Below are 17,334 nucleotides of genomic sequence, written 5' to 3' on the forward strand. Positions count from 1 at the left end.
TCACTCCTTGACTTAAGTCAAAGATCAGGGTTGCGGGGCGCCACGACGGATGCGACAAAACGGCTATCGAAGCGGCGACAGGGAGGAACCGGGGATGACGACGATGCCCGCCCGCATCATCCATGCCTCGATCGCGCGCCCGTGGTCCGAGGTCTATGACTTTGCCGTCAGACCGGAGAACATGCCGCTCTGGGCCTCCGGTCTCGCCTCGGGGCTCAGGCGCGACGGAGAGGACTGGATCGCCGACGGCGGCCCCGTCGGCAACGTCCGGGTTCGCTTTGCTCCGAAGAACGACTTCGGCGTGATCGACCACCGCGTGACGATGGAGGACGGCCTCGTCGTCGAGAATGCCTTGCGCGTCGTGCCGAACGGAGATGGCGCGGAAGTCATGTTCACGCTTCTTCGCCTGCCCGGCATGGACGATGCGGCCTTCGAGGCCGACGCGGCACATGTCGCCCGCGATCTCGAGACGCTGAAGACATTGCTGGAGAAAGAGGGAGCGAACTGATGGCCACCGCCGGCAAGGATCGCAAGATCGACTACATCGAGTTCAACGTCGGCGACATTGGCCGCGCCAAGACGTTCTACGGCGGCGCCTTCGGCTGGACCTTCACCGACTACGGTCCCGAATACTGCGAGTTCCAGGACGGCCGCCTCACCGGCGGCTTCACCACGCTGGCGCCGGTGAAGGCTGCGGGCGGCCCGCTGGTGATCCTGTTCGCTGACGACCTGGAAGACGCCCTCGCCCGCGTGACCAAGGCCGGCGGTACCATCGTCAAGCCGATTTACACCTTCCCCGGCGGCCGGCGGTTCCAGTTCACCGATCCCGACGGCTACGAACTGGGCGTGTGGTCGGACCGGTAGGGAGCGGTTCTGAGCTAGTTTTCGTTGTCGACAACCTGTAGGATCTCCCGCAAGTAATCGGAACGAACAGTCATGGGTGCAAAAGCAAGGCAAGATCATAACCTCGCGCAACCCCGGAAGGGCGGTGCGGATGATCGGGATATGTCACCCGCCCAGCCGTCAGACAGGATTCGACGACTGCGTGCGATCCTGAAATCAACTGAACAGAGCCGCCTTCACCTTTCGGAAGAGGAAGTCTTGCGGCAGGTAGCCGAAGTCCGCGGCGACTGAGAATGCCGCAACGCGTCTATATCGACAGCAATGTCTTCATCTACCTGATCGACGGCGACAACGACATGCGCCGACGCGCGCTCACGATCTTGCAGGACTTCGATCAACAGAATGCGAGCCTGCACACGTCACATCTGACGATCGTCGAATGCACCATCGCGCCGATCAGGGATCAACGTACGGAAATCGTTGCGGCATTCCACGCTCTGCTCGAACAGTCAGAGATCGTTGAATTGGTTGCGATCACGCGCGAAACCGTCGGGCAGGCAGCGATCACCGCCGCGCACCTTCGATTGAAGTTGCCTGACGCCATCCACGTCGCCACCGCCGAAGCGCTGCAATGCGACGTCTTCCTGACGAACGACCGGGGCATTCGCGCCCCGGCCACGATCGAGATCCGTCACCTCTAGGCCTTCGGGCGGGTTACTCCCCGCCGCCCAGCGAATGCACGAACACGGCGAGCTGCTTGACCGTCGGCTCGCCCAGCCGCGGCAGCCAGGCGGGCATGACGCCGTGCTTCGGGGCGCGCACCTGGTTGGCGATCGCCTCCTCGCCCTCGCCCTTCAGCCAGATCGCGTCTGCAAGGTTCGGTGCGCCCATCTCGCGATTGCCCTTGGCGTCCTCGCCGTGGCACGAGGCGCAGTTGTCGGCGAAGAGCTGCTTGCCCGGCTCGACCAGGCTCGCGTCATGCGGCGTGCCCGTCAGGCTGACCACATAGGCCGCGACCTGGCGGATCTCCTCCGGCTGCAGCATGTCGCCGAAGGCCGGCATCTCGGAGACGTGCGTGTCCGCATCGCCCTCGAAGCGGATGCCGTGGGCGATCGTCGTGTAGATCTCGTCGATGCTGCCGCCCCAGACCCAGTCGTCGTCGTTCAGGTTGGGGAAGCCTGCGGACCCTGCCGCACCCGAGCCATGGCACTGGGCGCAGTTGACCTTGAAGGCCGAGGCGCCGCCCGAGATCGCGAACTGCGCAAGCTCGGGGTCGGCGACGATGTCGGCGAACGGCGCCGCGGCGATCCGGTCCAGATAGACGGTCTGGGCGGCCTTGGCGACCTGCAGGTCCTGCGCCACGTTCGCCCGGCTGGAATAGCCGAGCACGCCGCGCGTCGCCTCGCTCAGCATCGGCCAGGCCGGATAGGCGATCGTATAGCCGAGCGCCCAGACGATGGTCGCATAGAAGGTCCACACCCACCAGCGCGGCATCGGGTTGTTCAGTTCGCGGATCCCGTCCCACTCGTGGCCGGTGGTCTCGACGCCCGAGATCTCGTCGATATGCTTTTCGGCCCCATGTTTGTCGGCCATGATGTCAGTCCTCCTTGAGAGGGATTTCGGCGGCGCTCTCGGCGGCCTTGCGCGCGCCGGGCCGGAAGGTGAAGAGGACGACGCCGACGAAGAAGATCGTCATGGCGAGCAGTCCCCAGCTGTCGGCGAAATGCCGCAAGGCGGTGTAGGTCTCCATGGCCGCGCCCTCACCGATAGCCGCTGGCATCGTCATAGGTGGAGAAGTCCACCAGCGTGCCGAGCATCTGCAGGTAGGCGACCAGCGCGTCCATCTCCGTCAGCGTCTGCGGATCGCCGTCGAAGTCGCCGACCTTGGCCTTCGGATAGCGTTCCAGAAGCGCGGACGTATCGGCATTCGGATCGGCCTGCGCGGCAAGGTCGGCGGTTGCGTTTTCGAGCATCGCGTCGTCATAGGGCACGCCGACCGCCCGGTTCGCCTTCAGGTTCATCGTGACGTCGGTGACCTGCAGCGGCGTTTCCTTCAGGAAGGCGTAGCTCGGCATGACCGATTCCGGCACGACCGAGCGCGGCTCGACCAGGTGCTGGACGTGCCACTCGTTCGAGTAGCGGTCGCCGACGCGCGCAAGGTCCGGCCCGGTGCGCTTGGAGCCCCACTGGAACGGGTGGTCGTACATGCTCTCCGCCGCCAGGCTGTAGTGGCCGTAGCGCTCCACCTCGTCGCGGAACGGCCGGATCATCTGGCTGTGACAGACGTAGCAGCCCTCGCGGATGTAGATGTCGCGGCCGGCGAGCTCCAGCGGCGAGTAGGGCCGCATGCCCTCCACCTTCTCGATCGTGTTCTCGAGGTAGAAGAGCGGCGCGATCTCGACGATGCCGCCGATGGTGACGACGAGCAGCGAGCCGACCAGAAGCAGCGTCGCGTTGCGCTCGAGAAGGACGTGTTTGTCCAGGATTGACATGCTCTCTCTCCTATTCGGCAGGCTGGGCGACGGCCGAGCTGCCGGGAATGGCTTCCTCGTCGCGCTGGTAGCCGAGGATGGTCATGGTGACGTTGAAGGCCATGATCAGGGCCCCTGCGAGGAACAGGCCGCCGCCGACGGCGCGCAGGACGTAGTAGGGGAACATCGCCGCCACGGTCTCGGCGAACGAGTAGACGAGGAAGCCCTGCTCGTCGTATTCGCGCCACATCAGACCCTGCTGGATGCCGGCGACCCACATCACGGCGGCGTAGACGACGATGCCGAGGGTGGCGAGCCAGAAGTGCCAGTTGACCATGCGGATCGAATAGAGCCGCTCGCGGTTCCACAGTTTCGGCACCATGTAGTAGATTGCGCCGAAGGTGATCAGGCCGTTCCAGCCGAGCGCGCCCGAATGCACGTGACCGATGGTCCAGTCTGTGTAGTGGCTGAGCGAGTTGACCGCGCGGATCGACATCATCGGCCCTTCGAAGGTGGCCATGCCGTAGAAGGCGACGGCCATCACCATCATGCGCACGATCGGATCGGTGCGGACCTTGTCCCAGGCGCCCGAGAGCGTCATCAGGCCGTTGATCATGCCGCCCCAGGAGGGCATCCAGAGCATGATCGAGAACACCATGCCGAGCGTCTGCGCCCAGTCGGGCAGTGCAGTGTAGTGCAGGTGGTGCGGACCGGCCCAGATGTAGAGGAAGATCAGCGCCCAGAAGTGGATGATCGACAGGCGGTAGGAATAGACGGGCCGGTTCACCTGCTTGGGAATGAAGTAGTACATCATCCCGAGGAAGCCGGCGGTGAGGAAGAAGCCGACCGCGTTGTGGCCGTACCACCATTGCGTCAGCGCATCCTGCACGCCCGAGAAGGCCGAGTAGCTCTTCACCCCGAGGAACGAGACCGGCACCGCCAGGTTGTTGACGATGTGCAGCATCGCGATCGTGACGATGAAGGACAGGAAGAACCAGTTCGCCACGTAGATGTGCGGTTCCTTGCGGGTGAGGATCGTGCCGAGGAAGGCGACCAGGAAGGCCACCCAGACGACGGTGAGCCACAGGTCGACATACCATTCCGGCTCCGCGTATTCGCGCGCCTGGGTGATCCCCAGCAGATAGCCGGTCGCCGCCATGACGATGAACAGCTGGTATCCCCAGAAGACGAACCAGCCGAGATCGCCGCCGAACAGCCGCGCCCGCGAGGTGCGCTGGACCACGTAGAACGCCGTGGCGATCAGCGCGTTTCCGCCGAAGGCGAAGATCACCGCCGAGGTGTGCAGCGGGCGCATCCGGCCGAAATTGAACCACGGCTCGATGTTGAGGTCGGGAAAGGCCAGCTGCAGCGCCACGACCACGCCGACCAAAAAGCCGACGACGCCCCAGAACACGGTCGCGATCACGCCGTACTTGACCACCTCGTCGAAATAGGGGCTGGCGGCCCCCTTCGGCAGGCTGTCGCCCGGTACGCGGTAGGGCGCGAAGGAAACGCGCCTGATCATCACCACCGTGCCGGCGAGCAGCACGAAGAACAGCACCCACATGTGGGCCTGGAACTGGTTGTCGTGGGCGAAGGCCGCGCCGAGCAGCGCCAAGAACGCGCCGACAGCCAGAAGCCCTGTCTCTAGTCCGTATTTCATCGTTGGATCCCCAACTCGACGAGCGTTGCAAGCAGCGGGGACGGACACGAATCCTTCCCCTGCAATCAGCCCACTGCTCGCAGATGCAGCAAGGATCGGCCTTGACGCAGATCAAGGAGAAGCCCCGATCGCAGGCGCATCAATGCACCAGCTTGCCGTCACTCAGGGAGGAATGGATGCGATGACGCCGGAGAACGGGGAACAGAACAGGGTCTGCCACCTTCTTTCCGCCATGCCCAGCGACGCGGTGTCGCTCGACTGGCTGGCGGGCGCCCATCGCGAGCAGTTGCGTCTGTGCGACGCACTGGAAGAGATCGCCGACAGCCTGCCGGCAAGCGTGAACCGGCAGAAATGCATCTACGCGGCCATGGTGCTCGGCCCGCTGATCCACGGCCTGCACCGCTACGAGGAGCAGGTGCTGTTCCCCCACTTGACCGCGCGCGCGAAGAGCAATCAGCTCCTCGCCGAAACGCTGAAGCGGCTGAAGTTCGAGCACTGCGAGGACGAGTGTTTCGCCGAGGAACTGATCGACACGCTCCTGAAGCTCGGCAGCGGCGCCGAAGACGTCAATATCGAGGCGGCCGGCTACATGCTGCGCGGCTTCTTCGAGACGATCCGCCGCCACATCGCCTTCGAGCGCGACCATCTGCTGCGCGGTCTGTACAACGCCTGAGGCGGCATCGTCGCCGTCAGGCCTTCGCCTTCCGCAGCGCCTTCTTGATGTCCCAGCGGTCGTGGTACCAGAGCCACTGGCCGGGATACTCGCGCACCCACTGCTCGACCTTGTCGTTGAGCTTCTGCGCCGTCGCCTCGACGTCGATGGCGCCGTCGGCCCGGCGGGGGATCTCCATCGCCGGCTCCAGCTCCAGCCGGAAGCGGTTGTTCGGCAGCCGGATGCAGCGGGCCGGATAGACCTCGCATTCGAACTGCCGGACCAGCTTGGCGAGCAGCGGATTGGTTTGCACGGGACGGCCGAAGAAGGTCGTCGACAGCCCTTTGCGGTATTTCTGGTCGACGAGGACGCCCACCGGCTCGCCGGCATCCAGCTTGCGGGCGAGTGCGAACGACGAGCCCGCATGCGAGGGCACCAGATTGCCCATGCGCGCGCGGCGGAACTCGAACACCTTCTCGGCGATGTAGGGGTTGTTGGGCGGACGGAACAGCACCGTCACCTCGATGCCGAAGGCCGCCCCTGCCACCGGCAGCATCTCGAAATTGCCGGTGTGGCCGGTGAAGACGATGAAGGGGCGCCGGTTCTCGTAGAGGTCGATGAAGATCGGGATGCCGTCGACCTCGACGCGCCCGACCTTGTCGCTGAACGGATCGAAGTCGAACAGACGGTCGAGGAAGACGTATTCGGCCGCCATCCGCCCCATGTTGCCCCAGCTCTCCATGGCGATCGCTGAAAGTTCGCTCTCGGATTTTTCCGGAAAGGCATTGCGCAGGTTGGTCAGCATCAGCTGGTGCCGGGCGGTCTTCGGCCCGACGAAGCGGCCGAAGCGGTCGGCGAAGTTCATCGCGCCATCGGCCGGAAACAGCTTCAGCACGTTGAGCAGCCCGAACACGAACTGGGCGACCAGCCACTGCTCGAAACTGCGCAGTCCGAGAACGGCGCGGGTGATGAGGCGGCGCACGGGGGTCAATCCAGCCGGAGCACGATCTTGCCGAAGATCTGGCGCGATTCCATCCGCTCCAGCGCCGTCGCGATCCCGTCGAAGGTCACCTCGGTGTCGATCACCGGATGAACGATGCCGCGGGCCATCTTCTGCATCGCGTTCGCCATGTTTTCCATGCGGCAGCCGAACGAGCCGAGCAGCTTCAATTGCTGCTGGAACAGCATCATCAGGTTCATCTCGGTGGAGACGCCCGAGGTCGAGCCGCAGGTGACGAGCCGCCCGCCACGCTTCAGGCACAGCATCGAGCCGGCCCAGGTGTCCTTGCCGACATGCTCGAACACCACGTCCACACCCTTCTTCTTCGTCAGCTTGCGCACGACGCCCTCGAAGCGGTCCTCGCGGTAGTTGATGACGTGGTCGGCGCCGAGCGCCTTGGCCTTCTCGATCTTGTCGTTGGAACCGACCGTGGTGATGACGGTGCAGCCGATCTTCTTGGCCAACTGAATGGCCGCCGTGCCGATGCCCGAGCCGCCGGCATGGACGAGGATCGTCTCGCCGGGCTCGAGCCTGGCATTGTCGAACAGCATGTGCTCGACGGTGCCGAAGGTGACGGGCGCCAGCGCTGCGGCAACCGCGTCGATGCCGGGCGGCGCCGGAACGAGCTGGCGGGCGGGAAGGTTGATCTTCTCCTGCGCAAATCCGTCGAGATGGAAGCCGTGCACGCCGCCGACATGTTCGCAGAGGTTGTCGCGACCCTCGCGGCAGGGCTTGCACAGACCGCAGATGCGCGCGCCATAGACCGAGACGAGCTGGCCGGGGAGCACGTTCGCCACACCCGGTCCGATCCGGTCGACGACGCCGGCCGCCTCCGCACCGATCACGAGCGGCATCTTGCGCTTGGCGAACGCCATGCCGCGCCAGCCCCAGACGTCGATGTGGTTCAGCGCCACCGCCTTGACGCGGAGCGTCACCTCGCCGGGGCCGGGTGCTTCCGGTTCGGGGATATCGGTCAGCTCGAGCTTGCGGTCGTCGAGAAGCTGCAATGCGCGCATGGTCTTGTCCTTTGCCGCCGGTCGCGGCCTGAATTTCGTCGCTTGTGGCATCCGGGCGTGCCGTGCGGCTCTCACCGGATGCGAGGCGCTGGACTGACGGCCGCCGGCCGCCCGCTCGCCCCGATTGGGATCGATGCTCTAGAGCAACGGGCAGGCAAATGGAACCTCTTTCCCGCTGCAACCGGCAGGAAAGTCGCGCGTTGACGCCACCCGGTGCATTCGTGCCGCAGCCGGGCGGCAGGGACAGGCGGCCCCCTGCCCGCCCCTCCGCGTCAGGCCGGCTCGGCTGTCATCACCAGGCTGGCGTTCTGGCCGCCGAAGCCGAAGGAGTTCGACAGCACGGCCGAAACCTGCTTGTCGCGCTTCACGTTCGGCACGACATCCAGGACGATCGTCGGGTCCGGGTTCTGGTAGTTGATGGTGGGCGGCAGCGTGCCGGTCAGCATCGTCTGCAGCGAGAACACCGCCTCGATCGCGCCCGCAGCCGTCAGCGTGTGGCCGATCATCGACTTGTTGGAGGAGACCGGGATCTTCGACAGCCCCTCGCCGAACACCGTCGACATGGAGAGGTACTCCATCTTGTCGTTTTCCGGCGTCGAGGTGCCGTGCGCATTGATGTAGCCGATGCCGTCCTCGGCGATGCCGGCGTCTTCCAGCGCCGCCCGGATCGTCGCGATCGCGGGCCCCCCGTCCGGCGAGGAGCGGGTGCGGTGGAAGTGGTCGGCCTTCTCGCCGCAGCCCTTCATGATGCCGAGCACGCGGGCGCCGCGGGCCACCGCCGATTCCAGCGATTCCAGCACGAGCGTTGCCGCCCCTTCCGCGATCACGAAGCCGTCGCGATCCTTGGTGAAGGGCTTGGAGGCCTTCTGCGGCGGGTCGTTCTGGGTGGAGAGCGCCGAGAGCAGGGCAAACCGGATCAGCGCCTCGGCGGTTACCGAGCCGTCCGTGCCGACCGTCAGCGCCCGCGCCGTGCGGCCCTGGCGGATCGCCTCGACGCCGAGCTGGATCGCGGTCGCGCCCGAAGCGCAGGCCGTCGACAGCGTCACCGGCAGGCCGCGCGTGCCGAACCGGTCGGCGAGCCGCTCGGAGATCGCGCCGAACAGCCAGGCCTCGTAGAGCGCCGGATCGGGCTTGCCGCGCAGCACCGAAAGGAAGCGGTCATAGGCATCGCCCGGCCGCTGCGAGGCCGGCGCCCGGTCGGCGAGCGCAAAGCGCGCGCTCCATTCCGGCTCGATCGGCGGGGCGGCGAGGAACAGCGGCCCGCCGAAGTCGCCGGCAATCCCGGCCTGCGCCAGGGCTTCCTCAGTGGTCTCGCGGGCGTAGAAATAGGAGCGCTCGACCGGGTTCTCGGCCGGCAGCTCGACGAAATCGACCGTTCCGGCGATCCGCGTGTTCAGCCCGTCGACCGGAAAGCGGGTGATGCCGTGAATGCCGGACACGCCGCCCGAAAGCGCGGCCCAGTTGTCCTTCAGCCCCTGCCCGAGCGAGGTGATGACGCCCATGCCGGTGACGGCGACGATCGGACGTCCGAGATGATCCCTGTAGGCTGCCTTGCTCATGCGCCCGTCCTCTTACTTCTCTGCCTTCAGGATGGCGACGCCCTCGCCGCGGTGGTGGCCGACCGTGGTCACGATCGCCGTCTCGGCAGGCTTTTCCATCGCCGTCTCGCCTGCCGCATCGAACGCCGGAACCTTTGCCCCGCTCGCAAGCGCAAGCCCGGCGAGCGCCAGGCCCAGCGGGAACTGGCTCTCCAGCGCATGGCCGGTCACCCCCGCATAGCCGCGCACCGGAGTGCCGGGGAAACGCCGGTCGAGCCAGGCCTTCTCGCGGCCGGACAGGCCCTTGATGCCCGATGCTCCGGAGAAGACGACCGTCGAGCCGGCCGCACCGTCCGCCCGTTCGGCAAGCGCATCGAGCCGGCGCTCCAGCCGGCCGTCCTCGCGGCTGCCGCGGTCGCCGCCGATGTCCTCGATCGTCGCATAGATGCGCGCGCCACGCGCCTCGGCATGCGCCCGCTGCTCCAGCACCAGGAAGGCGCCGGCGGAGCCGGAGACGATGCCGCCGCCCTCGCCGTCCTCGCGCGACCATAGCGGCGTCCAGCCGCCGGTCGCATGCGCGCCGAGCGCTTCGTAGAGCAGGATGACGTCCGGCCGTTCGGCGACGAAGCCGCCGCCGACCAGCGTATGCGTCGACTGGCCGGCGCGGATGCGCGCGAACGCCGTCTCGATGGCGCTGATGCCCGCCGCCTCCTCGCCCATGAAGGTGCGCGAGGAACCGGTGACCTTGTGGACGATCGAGATGTTGCCGGCCATCAGGTTCGACAGCTGGGCGAGGAACAGCGTCGGCCGCAGTTCGGTCGTCAGCTTCTCGTTGAGCAGCTGTTCGCGGTCGTTGCGCTTCAGGCCCTCGTCGACGATCAGAGAATCGACGTTGATGTCGCGCTCGCCGCCGCCGGCGGCCACGATCATGTCCATCGTGCCGCAGGCCTCGGCATCGTCCTTCAGCCCGGCATCGTCGAGCGCCAGGCCGGCGGCGAACACGCCGAGCCGCTGCCAGTTCTCCATCTGCCGCTGGTCGCCGCGTTTGGCGATCTGCTGCGACCAGTCAATCTCCGGCATCGGATGGACCGGATAGGGCGCGAACCGCTCCGCCTCGATCTTCAGCTCCGGTGCGCTTCCGGCCTTCAACAGCGCGATATGCGGCTCGGTGCCGACACCTTGGCAGGTGACGATGCCGATGCCGGTGATGACGACGTCGTTTGGCGCCTTCGTCATGTCAATTCCTCTTCAATGGCCGGTTGCGGCAAGCGCAGCCATCAGGCCGAGTTCCTCGGCCCGCTTGCGCACGAGGTCGCCGAGCGGCACCTCGCTGAACGGCATGGTGCGCAGCTTCAGTTGCGCATCGCAGACCTTCTTGCCGCCGGAGGTGATCTTCGCCTTGGTGACCGCGAAACCCGAGCCGTCGTGCTCCAGCACCGCCTCGATGTCGAGCACTGTGTCGGGCTCGACGAAGGTGCGCATCTTGGCGCCGTCGACCGACATCAGAAACGGCATGGCGGCAAAGTCGGTGGCGGCCAGCACCAGGAAGCCCGAGGCCTGCGCCATCGTCTCGATCAGGAGCACGCCGGGCACCAGCGGCATGCCGGGGAAATGCCCTTCGAAGACCGGGCTCTTCGCAGGAACGACGGACCGCGCCGTCAGCGTCCTGCGCTCGGCGTCCACCGTTTCCACCCGGTCGATCATCTGGAAGTATTCAAGCAGCATTGAAAACCTATGTTACTGCCGTGTTACCGCGTCCCGGAACGTGAAAGGCCTGCCCTATGCGGCAGGCCATCAGCGCCCCTCAACGGATGCGGTAGAGCCGCAGGTGGCGGCTCCTTGCCCTCACGCCTTGGCGGCGCGCAACTCGTCGATCTTGGCGCAGAGGTTCTTCAATACGAAGTATTCCTCGGTCGCCACCTTGCCCTCGTTGACGTCCTGCGTCCACTGCTCGAGCGGGATCTTGATGCCGAACTCCTTGTCGATCGCAAAGACGATGTCGAGGAAGTCGAGGCTGTCGATGCCCAGATCGTCGATCGTGTGGCTCTCGGGCTTGATCGTTTCGCGATCGATCTCGCTGGTCTCCGCGATGATGTCGGCAACCTTGTCGAATGTAGCTGTCACGCCTGTACCTCTTAAAATCCTTTGTTGCGCGATCCTATAAGTAAATTGGGCGGAATTGCCAATGCCCTGTTCCAGACACGCTGCAAATTGGCTGTGGCCTGTTGCGGGAACAGCGACCGGGCTTTCGGCCGGCCCTGCGCAGAACCTTTGCGCCTGCCTTTGCGAAGTTGTTCCGGGCAGCTTTCCATCGAATTCTTCCGGAGACACGCGCCGATTTGATTTCGATCAAGTCGGGCGGCGGCAATCCGACTTAACAATTATCAAGAGCGGTCCGGGAATCGGCCGGGGAGAGGCGGGCGACAATGTCGCATTGTCTCCATCCCGATTCTCGTACACAGGTGATTAGGCGGCGATTGTTCCGCGGCAGGAGAGGCGATACCGATGGATATGCAGCGCAGCGAGATCCACAGCTCCGACATACCGGTCGTCTGCCGTGCCTGCGAGGCGCGCCACGGCGGCGCCTGCAGCGCGCTCTCGCCGCAGGAGCTGGGCGAGTTGAACAAGCACTCGAGCCGCAGACGCCTGCAGGCCGGCACCGAGGTCGTCGGCCAGGGCGAGGAAATGGCGACCTGCGCCAATATCATGCGCGGCGTCGTCAAGCTCACCCGGATGATGCCCGACGGCCGTCAGCAGATCGTCGGCCTCCAGTTCGCCCCCGACTTCCTCGGCCGACCGTTCACGAGCGAGAGCCCGCACAGCGCCGAGGCGGCGACGGACGCGGAGATCTGCACCTTCCCGCGCTACCTCCTGGAACGGATGGTGACCCGCTCGCCGGACCTGGAGCACCGGCTGCACCAGCAGGTGTTGAAGGAACTGGACGAGGCCCGCGACTGGATGCTGACGCTCGGCCGCAAGAACGCCCAGGAAAAGGTGGCGAGCTTCCTCTTCCTGATCGCCACGCATTTCGATCCCGAGACCGTCGACGGCTCCGCCTTCGACCTGCCCTTGTCGCGCGCCGACATTGCCGATTTCCTCGGCCTCACCATCGAGACCGTCAGCCGCCAGTTCACCAAGCTGCGCAAGGAAGGCGTCATCAGCATCGAGAACAACCGGCATGTCACGGTGCCCGACATCGAGCGCCTGCAGCAATTCGCCGGCATCGACTGAGGCGGCTAGAACAAGGTCGCCAGGGCGGCGCCGGCGAGCGCCAGGACCACCAGGGCATCGCAGGCATATTCGAAGACCCTGATCCCGCGGCCGATATCGGCCGGCTTGGCCGTGGTCCGCCCGGACGCGTTCATCATCGGTTCGTCCACCTTGACGCCGCCATAGACGCGCGGGCCGGCAAGGCTGACCCCGAGCGCTCCCGCCATCGCCGCCTCCGGCCATCCCGAATTGGGCGAACGGTGCAGGCCGTTGTCGCGCAGGCCGACATCGAGCGCCGCCCGCGCCGCGGCCCCGCCGATCGCAGCCCGGGCGCCCGCGGCGATCAGGAGGATGGAGAGCCGCGCGGCCGGCCAGTTGGCGATGTCGTCGAGCCGGGCCGCGGCCCAGCCGAACTCCAGGTATTTCGCGTTCCTGTGTCCGATCATGGAATCGGCGGTGTTGAGCATCTTGTAGGCCAGAAGTCCCGGCAGCCCCAGCAGCACGTACCAGAGGGCCGGCGCCACGACGCCGTCGGAAAAATTCTCGGCCAGGCTCTCGATCGCGGCGCGGCAGACGGCCGGCTCGTCGAGCGTCGCCGGATCGCGACCGACGATCATCGAGACCGCCTCGCGCCCGCCCTCGAGCCCGCGCTCCCTGAGACCGACCGCCACCGCCCCCACATGGTCGGCGAGGCTCTTGCCGGCGAGGAACAGCGCGACGACGAGCGCTTCGAGGACGAGCCCCGGCCAGCCGAGCAGCCCCAGCAGTTCGTGAAGGAGGTATCCGGCGAACAGGCTTGCCGCCAACAGCGCGCCGATCGCCACCGCGCCGTTGAAGCGGCGCGTCTCCGGCGTCATCCGCTTGCCGTTGAACATCCGGTCGAGGAAGGAGATGGCCCAGCCGAACACCACGACCGGGTGCGGCACGCGCGCCCAGAGCCCCGGCGGATCGCCGACGAAGCGGTCGATCACGAGGGCGGCGGCAAGGACGATCAGCGTGAGGGTCATGGGTCGAAGCTCATCGATCAGGGGTCGAACGCAGCCAGTGCCCGGGCCAGCCGGCGATCGGCTGCCGCATCGGGGGCGAGCCCGAAACGCAGCCATGTCGGATCATAGGCGAACGGGCGCACGAGGATATGCTGCCGGCAGAGCGCTTCGAAAAGGGTGCCGGCCTGCGGATGCGACACCAGCGAGAAGAGCGCCGTTCCGCCGATGACGGCCAGTCCCGCCTGCTGCAGCACCGCATCGAGCGCCGCCTTGCGTTCGGCGATCCTCTCCCGGATCGGGGCGCAATCGCCCGCCATCAGGCCCGTCGCGATCGTCAGGGCCGGGCCGGACACCGCCCAGGGGCCGAGCCGCTCGGCAAAGTCCGCAAGCAGACCCTCCTCGCCCAGGACGAAGCCGAGCCGGAGGCCGGCAAGGCCGAAGAACTTGCCGAACGAACGAAAGATCACGAGCCCGTCCAGGCCGCCCGCATGCGCGGCAAGCGAAGCCCCGGGCGCCATGTCGCCGAAGGCCTCGTCCACCAGCAGCATGCCACCCGATCGCACCAGCCGTTCGCGCAGCCGCAGCAATTCTTCCGGCGGATACAGACGACCGTCGGGATTGTTCGGGTTGACGACCACCACGAGCCCGTGCTCGTCGCGCACCTCGCCCAGCGTTGCGATCGCATCGACCTCATGGCCGGCCGCCCGCAGCACGCGCGCGTATTCGCCATAGGTCGGCGACAGGATCGCGACGCGCCGTCCCGGCGGAACCAGCCGCGGCAACAGTTGGATCGCAGCCTGCGTCCCCGGCACCGGCAGCGGCAGGCAGTTCTCGCTGCGATAGTAACGCATGGCCGCGCGCCGTGCCGCGTCGAGGCGGCTGCGGTCCGGCAGGCGATGCCAGGCGGCGGGATCGATGGCCGGCAACGGCACCGGGCAGGGATTGATGCCGGTGGAAAGGTCCAGCCAGTCCTCCGGCCGCCCGCCATGGCGTTCGGCCGCAGCCGAAATGCCGCCGCCGTGCTGGATCGGCGCCTCGCCCATCACGTTCCCTCCGCAAGGTCGATCAGGTGCATGTAGGAACCGGCGACGTTGCCCCGGCGCAAGCCCGCCTGGCCCAGGTCCTGCCCCGTCGCATCGGCCACCGAGAACAGCCGCTCCGCGTCACCTTCCTCCGCCACCGTCGAATAGTGGAATTCATGGGCGGTCATCGCCTGCGGGAACCCCGACCCCGGAAGCGGGCTCACCCGCCGGTAGCCCAGGTGACGCCGGCGCTCCGCGAAGCTGGTGACGAGCGGCAGCAGGCCGAGCATCCGGTGACGGGTGCCGGCCGCATCGATCAGCCCCTCCCCGAGCGTCATGAAGCCCCCGCATTCGCCATAGATCCGCGCGCCGCGCCGGGCGGCGGCGAGCATGCCGTCGCGGAACCGGCTTGCGCCGGCAAGCCGCTCGCCATGCAGTTCCGGATAGCCGCCCGGCAGGAACACCGCGTCGCAGGCTTCCGGCGGCGGCTCGTCGGCGAGCGGCGAGAAGAAGGAGATTTCCGCCCCCTGCCCGATCCAGCCGGCGAGCAGGTGCGGATAGATGAAGGCAAAGGCATTGTCGCGCGCGACGGCGATGCGCTGCCCAAGCGGCGGCAGGCGGGCGACGTCGGCCCGGCCGGCCGACACCCGGCCCTGTCCGGCCATCGCAAGCAGCCGGTCCAGATCGACGCTGCGACGCACGATCTCCGCCGCCCGTCCGATGAAGGCCTCCAGCCCCGCATGCTCGCCGGCCTGCACCAGGCCGAGATGGCGCTCGGGCAGGGACAGCGCGGGATCCTGCCGGATCGCGCCGAAGACCGTGACGCCCGCCGCCTCCAGCGCCGCCCTCAGCATCGCCTCGTGGCGCTCGCTTCCGACCTTGTTCAGGATCACGCCGCCAACCTGCACGTCGTTGCGGAACCGCGCATAGCCCTGCACCAGGGCTGCGATCGAATGCGACATCCGGCTGCAGTCGACGACGAGCGCAACCGGCAGCCCGAGCATCGCGGCGAGATCGGCCGGCGAACCGTTGCCGTCGGCCGCGCCGTCGAACAGGCCCATCATCGCCTCGACCACGAGCAACCGGCCGCCCCGCTGCTGCGCGGCCGCGTTGTCGGCGAGCAGGCCCGGCCGCATCGCCCAGGGATCGTAGTTCAGGCACTCCGAACGGCTGGCGGCGGCATGGAAGGCAGGATCGATATAGTCGGGGCCGGCCTTGCCGGGCGAGAGCGCGACGCCCGCGTCCGATAGCGCCCGCAGGAGCCCGAGCGTGACCGTCGTCTTGCCCGAGCCCGAAGCCGGGGCGGCGATCATCAGCCCGCTCATGCGGGGTCCTTCAGCGTGCGGGCACCGAGCGGATCGGGCACCAGCACCCTGCCCTCGCGCAAGGCGCCGAGCCAGTCGAGCGAGCCGCGCAGGCGGACGACCTCGCCGATCACCACGATCGCCGGCGGCTCCAGCCCGGCCGCAGCGGCATCCGCCTCCGCCCGCGAGAGTGTCGTTTCCAGGACGGACTGGCCCGCCGTCGCGGCATTGCAGACGAAGGCGACGGGCTCGTCCGGCGCCCGCCCGGCCGCGATCAGCTTCGCCGAGATCTGGCCGATGTGCTTCATCGCCATGTACATGACGATCACCGGCGAGCCGGCAGCGACCGCTGCCCAGTTGATGCGGTCCGGCACGACGCCCGAGGAATCGTGGCCCGTCAGGAACGTCACGGCGTGGTTGACCTCGCGATGCGTCACCGGGATTCCGGCATAGGCGAGCCCGCCGATGCCGGCGGTGATGCCCGGCACGATGCGGAAGGCGATCCTGTGCTCGACCAGCGTCAGCGCCTCCTCGCCGCCGCGGCCGAAGACGAACGGGTCGCCCCCCTTCAGCCGCAGCACCCGCTTGCCGGCGCGCGCCAGCTCGACGAGCCGAAGCGAGATGTCGCGCTGCCGCGGCGATGGCTTGCCGCCACGCTTGCCGGCGAATTCGATGACGGCATCCGGCCTTGCGAACTGCAGGCATTCGGCATTGACGAGCGCATCGTGGACGATGACGTCGGCCTGGCGCAGCCCGTGCACGGCCAGCAGCGTCAGCAGCCCCGCATCGCCCGGCCCCGCCCCGACGAGCCAGACGCTACCCGGTTCCAGGTCCGGCAGGGATGAGAAAACAGCATCCATCAGACAGTCCTCAGGGATGCGGGACGGGCACTGGCGGAAGCGGATTCACTTTCTGAAAAATCGCCCGCAACAGCCTGAAAAACCTCCGCGATCGCAGCCGTCGCATGCGCCGATTTCATCTTCGGGACCAGCAACCGCCCCGCGGCGCCGGCTGCCGCAAGCGCCGAGGCCTCGGCCACGCCATGGCAGCCGGTGTGGCGGAAGACGGTATCGGAGGGATGGGCGAGCCGCGGCGTCTCGGCCTCGAGCGTTGCGGCGTCGAATGTGCGGAAGGGAACGGCGAAGTGGCGCGCGGTGGCGGACATGGCTGGCTCCTCGGCGCGCGTGTCGAGCGAGGCGACGACGGCAAGCCGGCAGCGGTCGCGCCCGGCGGCACGCAAGGCGTCTTCGGCAAGGGCGATGACCTCCTCGACCGCCGTGCCGCGCTCGCAGCCAAGGCCCAGAACGAGCGCGTGCGTCGCGCCATCGTCTACCTGCACCGCATCCGTCATCGCACTGTCCTCGTTCCCCCTGGACATGCGCGGTGCGGGCGATCCGTCTCGGCAGCCCCGGATCTGGCCCCCTCCAGGGTCGACCGCTCCAGGCACCAGTCCGGCCCGAACAAGGGCACCGCCGCATGTCCGACCTGTTTAGCGAAGCGGCATTTCGCGGTCAAACGGGATTGCGTCGTCGGATGAACCGGAAACGCCATCGCCAGCGAAAGCAACAGCCGAGCAAGTCCGGGCAAATGGGATCGACTGAGGCCCGTTTGACGCGTAAGAATATTGCA

At 67.1% G+C, this 17,334-nt stretch carries 20 protein-coding genes; 5 read left to right on the top strand and 15 right to left on the bottom strand.

Annotated elements, in window-relative coordinates:
- Nucleotides 1–94: 94 nt before the first annotated feature.
- The 3 genes from P0086_RS21315 (at nt 95) to P0086_RS21325 (ending at nt 1,544) form a co-directional block, all read left to right on the top strand.
- A complete protein-coding gene (locus P0086_RS21315; RefSeq protein ID WP_275789717.1) occupies nt 95–508 on the top strand; it encodes an SRPBCC family protein in 414 nt (137 codons plus the stop codon).
- Complete coding sequence (locus tag P0086_RS21320; protein ID WP_275789719.1) at nt 508–864, top strand: VOC family protein; 357 nt, start codon at nt 508–510, stop codon at nt 862–864. The genes P0086_RS21315 and P0086_RS21320 overlap by 1 nt, the downstream gene beginning before the upstream one ends.
- A gap of 272 nt (nt 865–1,136) precedes the next feature.
- Nucleotides 1,137–1,544, top strand: a complete 408-nt coding sequence (locus P0086_RS21325; RefSeq protein WP_275789721.1) for a type II toxin-antitoxin system VapC family toxin — start codon at nt 1,137–1,139, stop codon at nt 1,542–1,544.
- Nucleotides 1,545–1,557: 13 nt separating this feature from the next.
- On the opposite strand, the gene ccoP is transcribed toward P0086_RS21325, so the two are convergent.
- Genes ccoP through ccoN form a run of 4 tightly spaced genes read right to left on the bottom strand, consistent with a single transcriptional unit; the run spans nt 1,558 to nt 4,977 of the window.
- Nucleotides 1,558–2,436 (bottom strand): cytochrome-c oxidase, cbb3-type subunit III, encoded by an 879-nt coding sequence (gene ccoP / locus P0086_RS21330; RefSeq protein WP_275789723.1) that lies wholly within the window; start codon nt 2,434–2,436, stop codon nt 1,558–1,560.
- A 4-nt stretch (nt 2,437–2,440) separates the two neighbouring features.
- Entirely contained in the window at nt 2,441–2,593 is a 153-nt protein-coding gene (locus tag P0086_RS21335) for a cbb3-type cytochrome c oxidase subunit 3 (protein ID WP_112599491.1), read from the bottom strand.
- Between the two features lie 10 nt (nt 2,594–2,603).
- A complete protein-coding gene (ccoO, locus tag P0086_RS21340; RefSeq protein WP_112600889.1) occupies nt 2,604–3,335 on the bottom strand; it encodes a cytochrome-c oxidase, cbb3-type subunit II in 732 nt (243 codons plus the stop codon).
- Nucleotides 3,336–3,345: 10 nt separating this feature from the next.
- A complete protein-coding gene (ccoN, locus tag P0086_RS21345; protein ID WP_112599493.1) occupies nt 3,346–4,977 on the bottom strand; it encodes a cytochrome-c oxidase, cbb3-type subunit I in 1,632 nt (543 codons plus the stop codon).
- Between the two features lie 181 nt (nt 4,978–5,158).
- Between ccoN and P0086_RS21350 the strand changes: the two genes are divergently transcribed.
- Complete coding sequence (locus tag P0086_RS21350) at nt 5,159–5,650, top strand: hemerythrin domain-containing protein (RefSeq protein ID WP_275789726.1); 492 nt, start codon at nt 5,159–5,161, stop codon at nt 5,648–5,650.
- Nucleotides 5,651–5,666: 16 nt separating this feature from the next.
- Here the strand turns inward: P0086_RS21350 and P0086_RS21355 are convergent, their stop codons facing one another.
- The 6 genes from P0086_RS21355 to P0086_RS21380 all read right to left on the bottom strand — a co-directional run bounded on the left by P0086_RS21355 (nt 5,667) and on the right by P0086_RS21380 (nt 11,307).
- A complete protein-coding gene (locus tag P0086_RS21355) occupies nt 5,667–6,620 on the bottom strand; it encodes a lipid A biosynthesis lauroyl acyltransferase (protein ID WP_162714785.1) in 954 nt (317 codons plus the stop codon).
- Nucleotides 6,617–7,645 carry a zinc-binding dehydrogenase gene (locus tag P0086_RS21360; protein WP_112599496.1) on the bottom strand — a complete coding sequence of 343 codons (1,029 nt, stop codon included), beginning with the start codon at nt 7,643–7,645 and terminating at the stop codon, nt 6,617–6,619. Before P0086_RS21360 ends, P0086_RS21355 begins: the two co-directional genes overlap by 4 nt.
- Before the next feature lie 272 nt (nt 7,646–7,917).
- The gene (locus tag P0086_RS21365; RefSeq protein ID WP_275789729.1) at nt 7,918–9,204 is read right to left on the bottom strand and encodes a beta-ketoacyl-ACP synthase; all 1,287 of its coding nucleotides are present in this window, start codon (nt 9,202–9,204) and stop codon (nt 7,918–7,920) included.
- Nucleotides 9,205–9,216: 12 nt separating this feature from the next.
- Nucleotides 9,217–10,419: a beta-ketoacyl-ACP synthase gene (locus tag P0086_RS21370; RefSeq protein ID WP_275789731.1), complete on the bottom strand. Its 1,203-nt coding sequence runs from the start codon at nt 10,417–10,419 to the stop codon at nt 9,217–9,219.
- A 12-nt stretch (nt 10,420–10,431) separates the two neighbouring features.
- The gene (locus P0086_RS21375) at nt 10,432–10,908 is read right to left on the bottom strand and encodes a 3-hydroxyacyl-ACP dehydratase FabZ family protein (RefSeq protein ID WP_148179962.1); all 477 of its coding nucleotides are present in this window, start codon (nt 10,906–10,908) and stop codon (nt 10,432–10,434) included.
- Between the two features lie 120 nt (nt 10,909–11,028).
- Complete coding sequence (locus tag P0086_RS21380; RefSeq protein WP_112599500.1) at nt 11,029–11,307, bottom strand: acyl carrier protein; 279 nt, start codon at nt 11,305–11,307, stop codon at nt 11,029–11,031.
- A gap of 381 nt (nt 11,308–11,688) precedes the next feature.
- Between P0086_RS21380 and P0086_RS21385 the strand changes: the two genes are divergently transcribed.
- Entirely contained in the window at nt 11,689–12,414 is a 726-nt protein-coding gene (locus P0086_RS21385; protein ID WP_112599501.1) for a Crp/Fnr family transcriptional regulator, read from the top strand.
- Between the two features lie 5 nt (nt 12,415–12,419).
- Here the strand turns inward: P0086_RS21385 and cbiB are convergent, their stop codons facing one another.
- From cbiB to P0086_RS21410, 5 genes are read right to left on the bottom strand one after another with little or no spacing between them, the layout of a single operon-like run.
- A complete protein-coding gene (cbiB, locus tag P0086_RS21390; protein WP_275789734.1) occupies nt 12,420–13,400 on the bottom strand; it encodes an adenosylcobinamide-phosphate synthase CbiB in 981 nt (326 codons plus the stop codon).
- Between the two features lie 17 nt (nt 13,401–13,417).
- The gene (cobD, locus tag P0086_RS21395; RefSeq protein WP_275789736.1) at nt 13,418–14,422 is read right to left on the bottom strand and encodes a threonine-phosphate decarboxylase CobD; all 1,005 of its coding nucleotides are present in this window, start codon (nt 14,420–14,422) and stop codon (nt 13,418–13,420) included.
- On the bottom strand, nt 14,422–15,726 hold the full coding sequence (locus P0086_RS21400; RefSeq protein ID WP_275789738.1) for a cobyrinate a,c-diamide synthase: 1,305 nt from the start codon (nt 15,724–15,726) through the stop codon (nt 14,422–14,424). The genes cobD and P0086_RS21400 overlap by 1 nt, the downstream gene beginning before the upstream one ends.
- A complete protein-coding gene (gene cobA, locus P0086_RS21405; protein ID WP_275789740.1) occupies nt 15,723–16,565 on the bottom strand; it encodes a uroporphyrinogen-III C-methyltransferase in 843 nt (280 codons plus the stop codon). Before cobA ends, P0086_RS21400 begins: the two co-directional genes overlap by 4 nt.
- A complete protein-coding gene (locus P0086_RS21410) occupies nt 16,565–17,056 on the bottom strand; it encodes a cobalamin biosynthesis protein (protein WP_275789742.1) in 492 nt (163 codons plus the stop codon). The genes cobA and P0086_RS21410 overlap by 1 nt, the downstream gene beginning before the upstream one ends.
- Nucleotides 17,057–17,334: the final 278 nt, after the last annotated feature.

This window comes from Mycoplana sp. MJR14 (genome assembly GCF_029210525.1).
GTDB lineage: Bacteria > Pseudomonadota > Alphaproteobacteria > Rhizobiales > Rhizobiaceae > Mycoplana.

Coding starts and splice junctions, on each gene's coding strand:
- P0086_RS21385 (WP_112599501.1), top strand. CDS start 11,689: ATGGATATGCAGCGCAGCGAGATCCACAGCTCCGACATACCGGTCGTC.
- cobD (WP_275789736.1), bottom strand. CDS start 14,422: ATGGGCGAGGCGCCGATCCAGCACGGCGGCGGCATTTCGGCTGCGGCC.
- P0086_RS21325 (WP_275789721.1), top strand. CDS start 1,137: ATGCCGCAACGCGTCTATATCGACAGCAATGTCTTCATCTACCTGATC.
- P0086_RS21375 (WP_148179962.1), bottom strand. CDS start 10,908: ATGCTGCTTGAATACTTCCAGATGATCGACCGGGTGGAAACGGTGGAC.
- cbiB (WP_275789734.1), bottom strand. CDS start 13,400: ATGACCCTCACGCTGATCGTCCTTGCCGCCGCCCTCGTGATCGACCGC.
- P0086_RS21400 (WP_275789738.1), bottom strand. CDS start 15,726: ATGAGCGGGCTGATGATCGCCGCCCCGGCTTCGGGCTCGGGCAAGACG.
- P0086_RS21315 (WP_275789717.1), top strand. CDS start 95: ATGACGACGATGCCCGCCCGCATCATCCATGCCTCGATCGCGCGCCCG.
- P0086_RS21335 (WP_112599491.1), bottom strand. CDS start 2,593: ATGGAGACCTACACCGCCTTGCGGCATTTCGCCGACAGCTGGGGACTG.
- P0086_RS21350 (WP_275789726.1), top strand. CDS start 5,159: ATGACGCCGGAGAACGGGGAACAGAACAGGGTCTGCCACCTTCTTTCC.
- P0086_RS21365 (WP_275789729.1), bottom strand. CDS start 9,204: ATGAGCAAGGCAGCCTACAGGGATCATCTCGGACGTCCGATCGTCGCC.
- P0086_RS21360 (WP_112599496.1), bottom strand. CDS start 7,645: ATGCGCGCATTGCAGCTTCTCGACGACCGCAAGCTCGAGCTGACCGAT.
- ccoN (WP_112599493.1), bottom strand. CDS start 4,977: ATGAAATACGGACTAGAGACAGGGCTTCTGGCTGTCGGCGCGTTCTTG.
- ccoO (WP_112600889.1), bottom strand. CDS start 3,335: ATGTCAATCCTGGACAAACACGTCCTTCTCGAGCGCAACGCGACGCTG.
- cobA (WP_275789740.1), bottom strand. CDS start 16,565: ATGGATGCTGTTTTCTCATCCCTGCCGGACCTGGAACCGGGTAGCGTC.
- P0086_RS21410 (WP_275789742.1), bottom strand. CDS start 17,056: ATGACGGATGCGGTGCAGGTAGACGATGGCGCGACGCACGCGCTCGTT.
- P0086_RS21370 (WP_275789731.1), bottom strand. CDS start 10,419: ATGACGAAGGCGCCAAACGACGTCGTCATCACCGGCATCGGCATCGTC.
- P0086_RS21320 (WP_275789719.1), top strand. CDS start 508: ATGGCCACCGCCGGCAAGGATCGCAAGATCGACTACATCGAGTTCAAC.
- ccoP (WP_275789723.1), bottom strand. CDS start 2,436: ATGGCCGACAAACATGGGGCCGAAAAGCATATCGACGAGATCTCGGGC.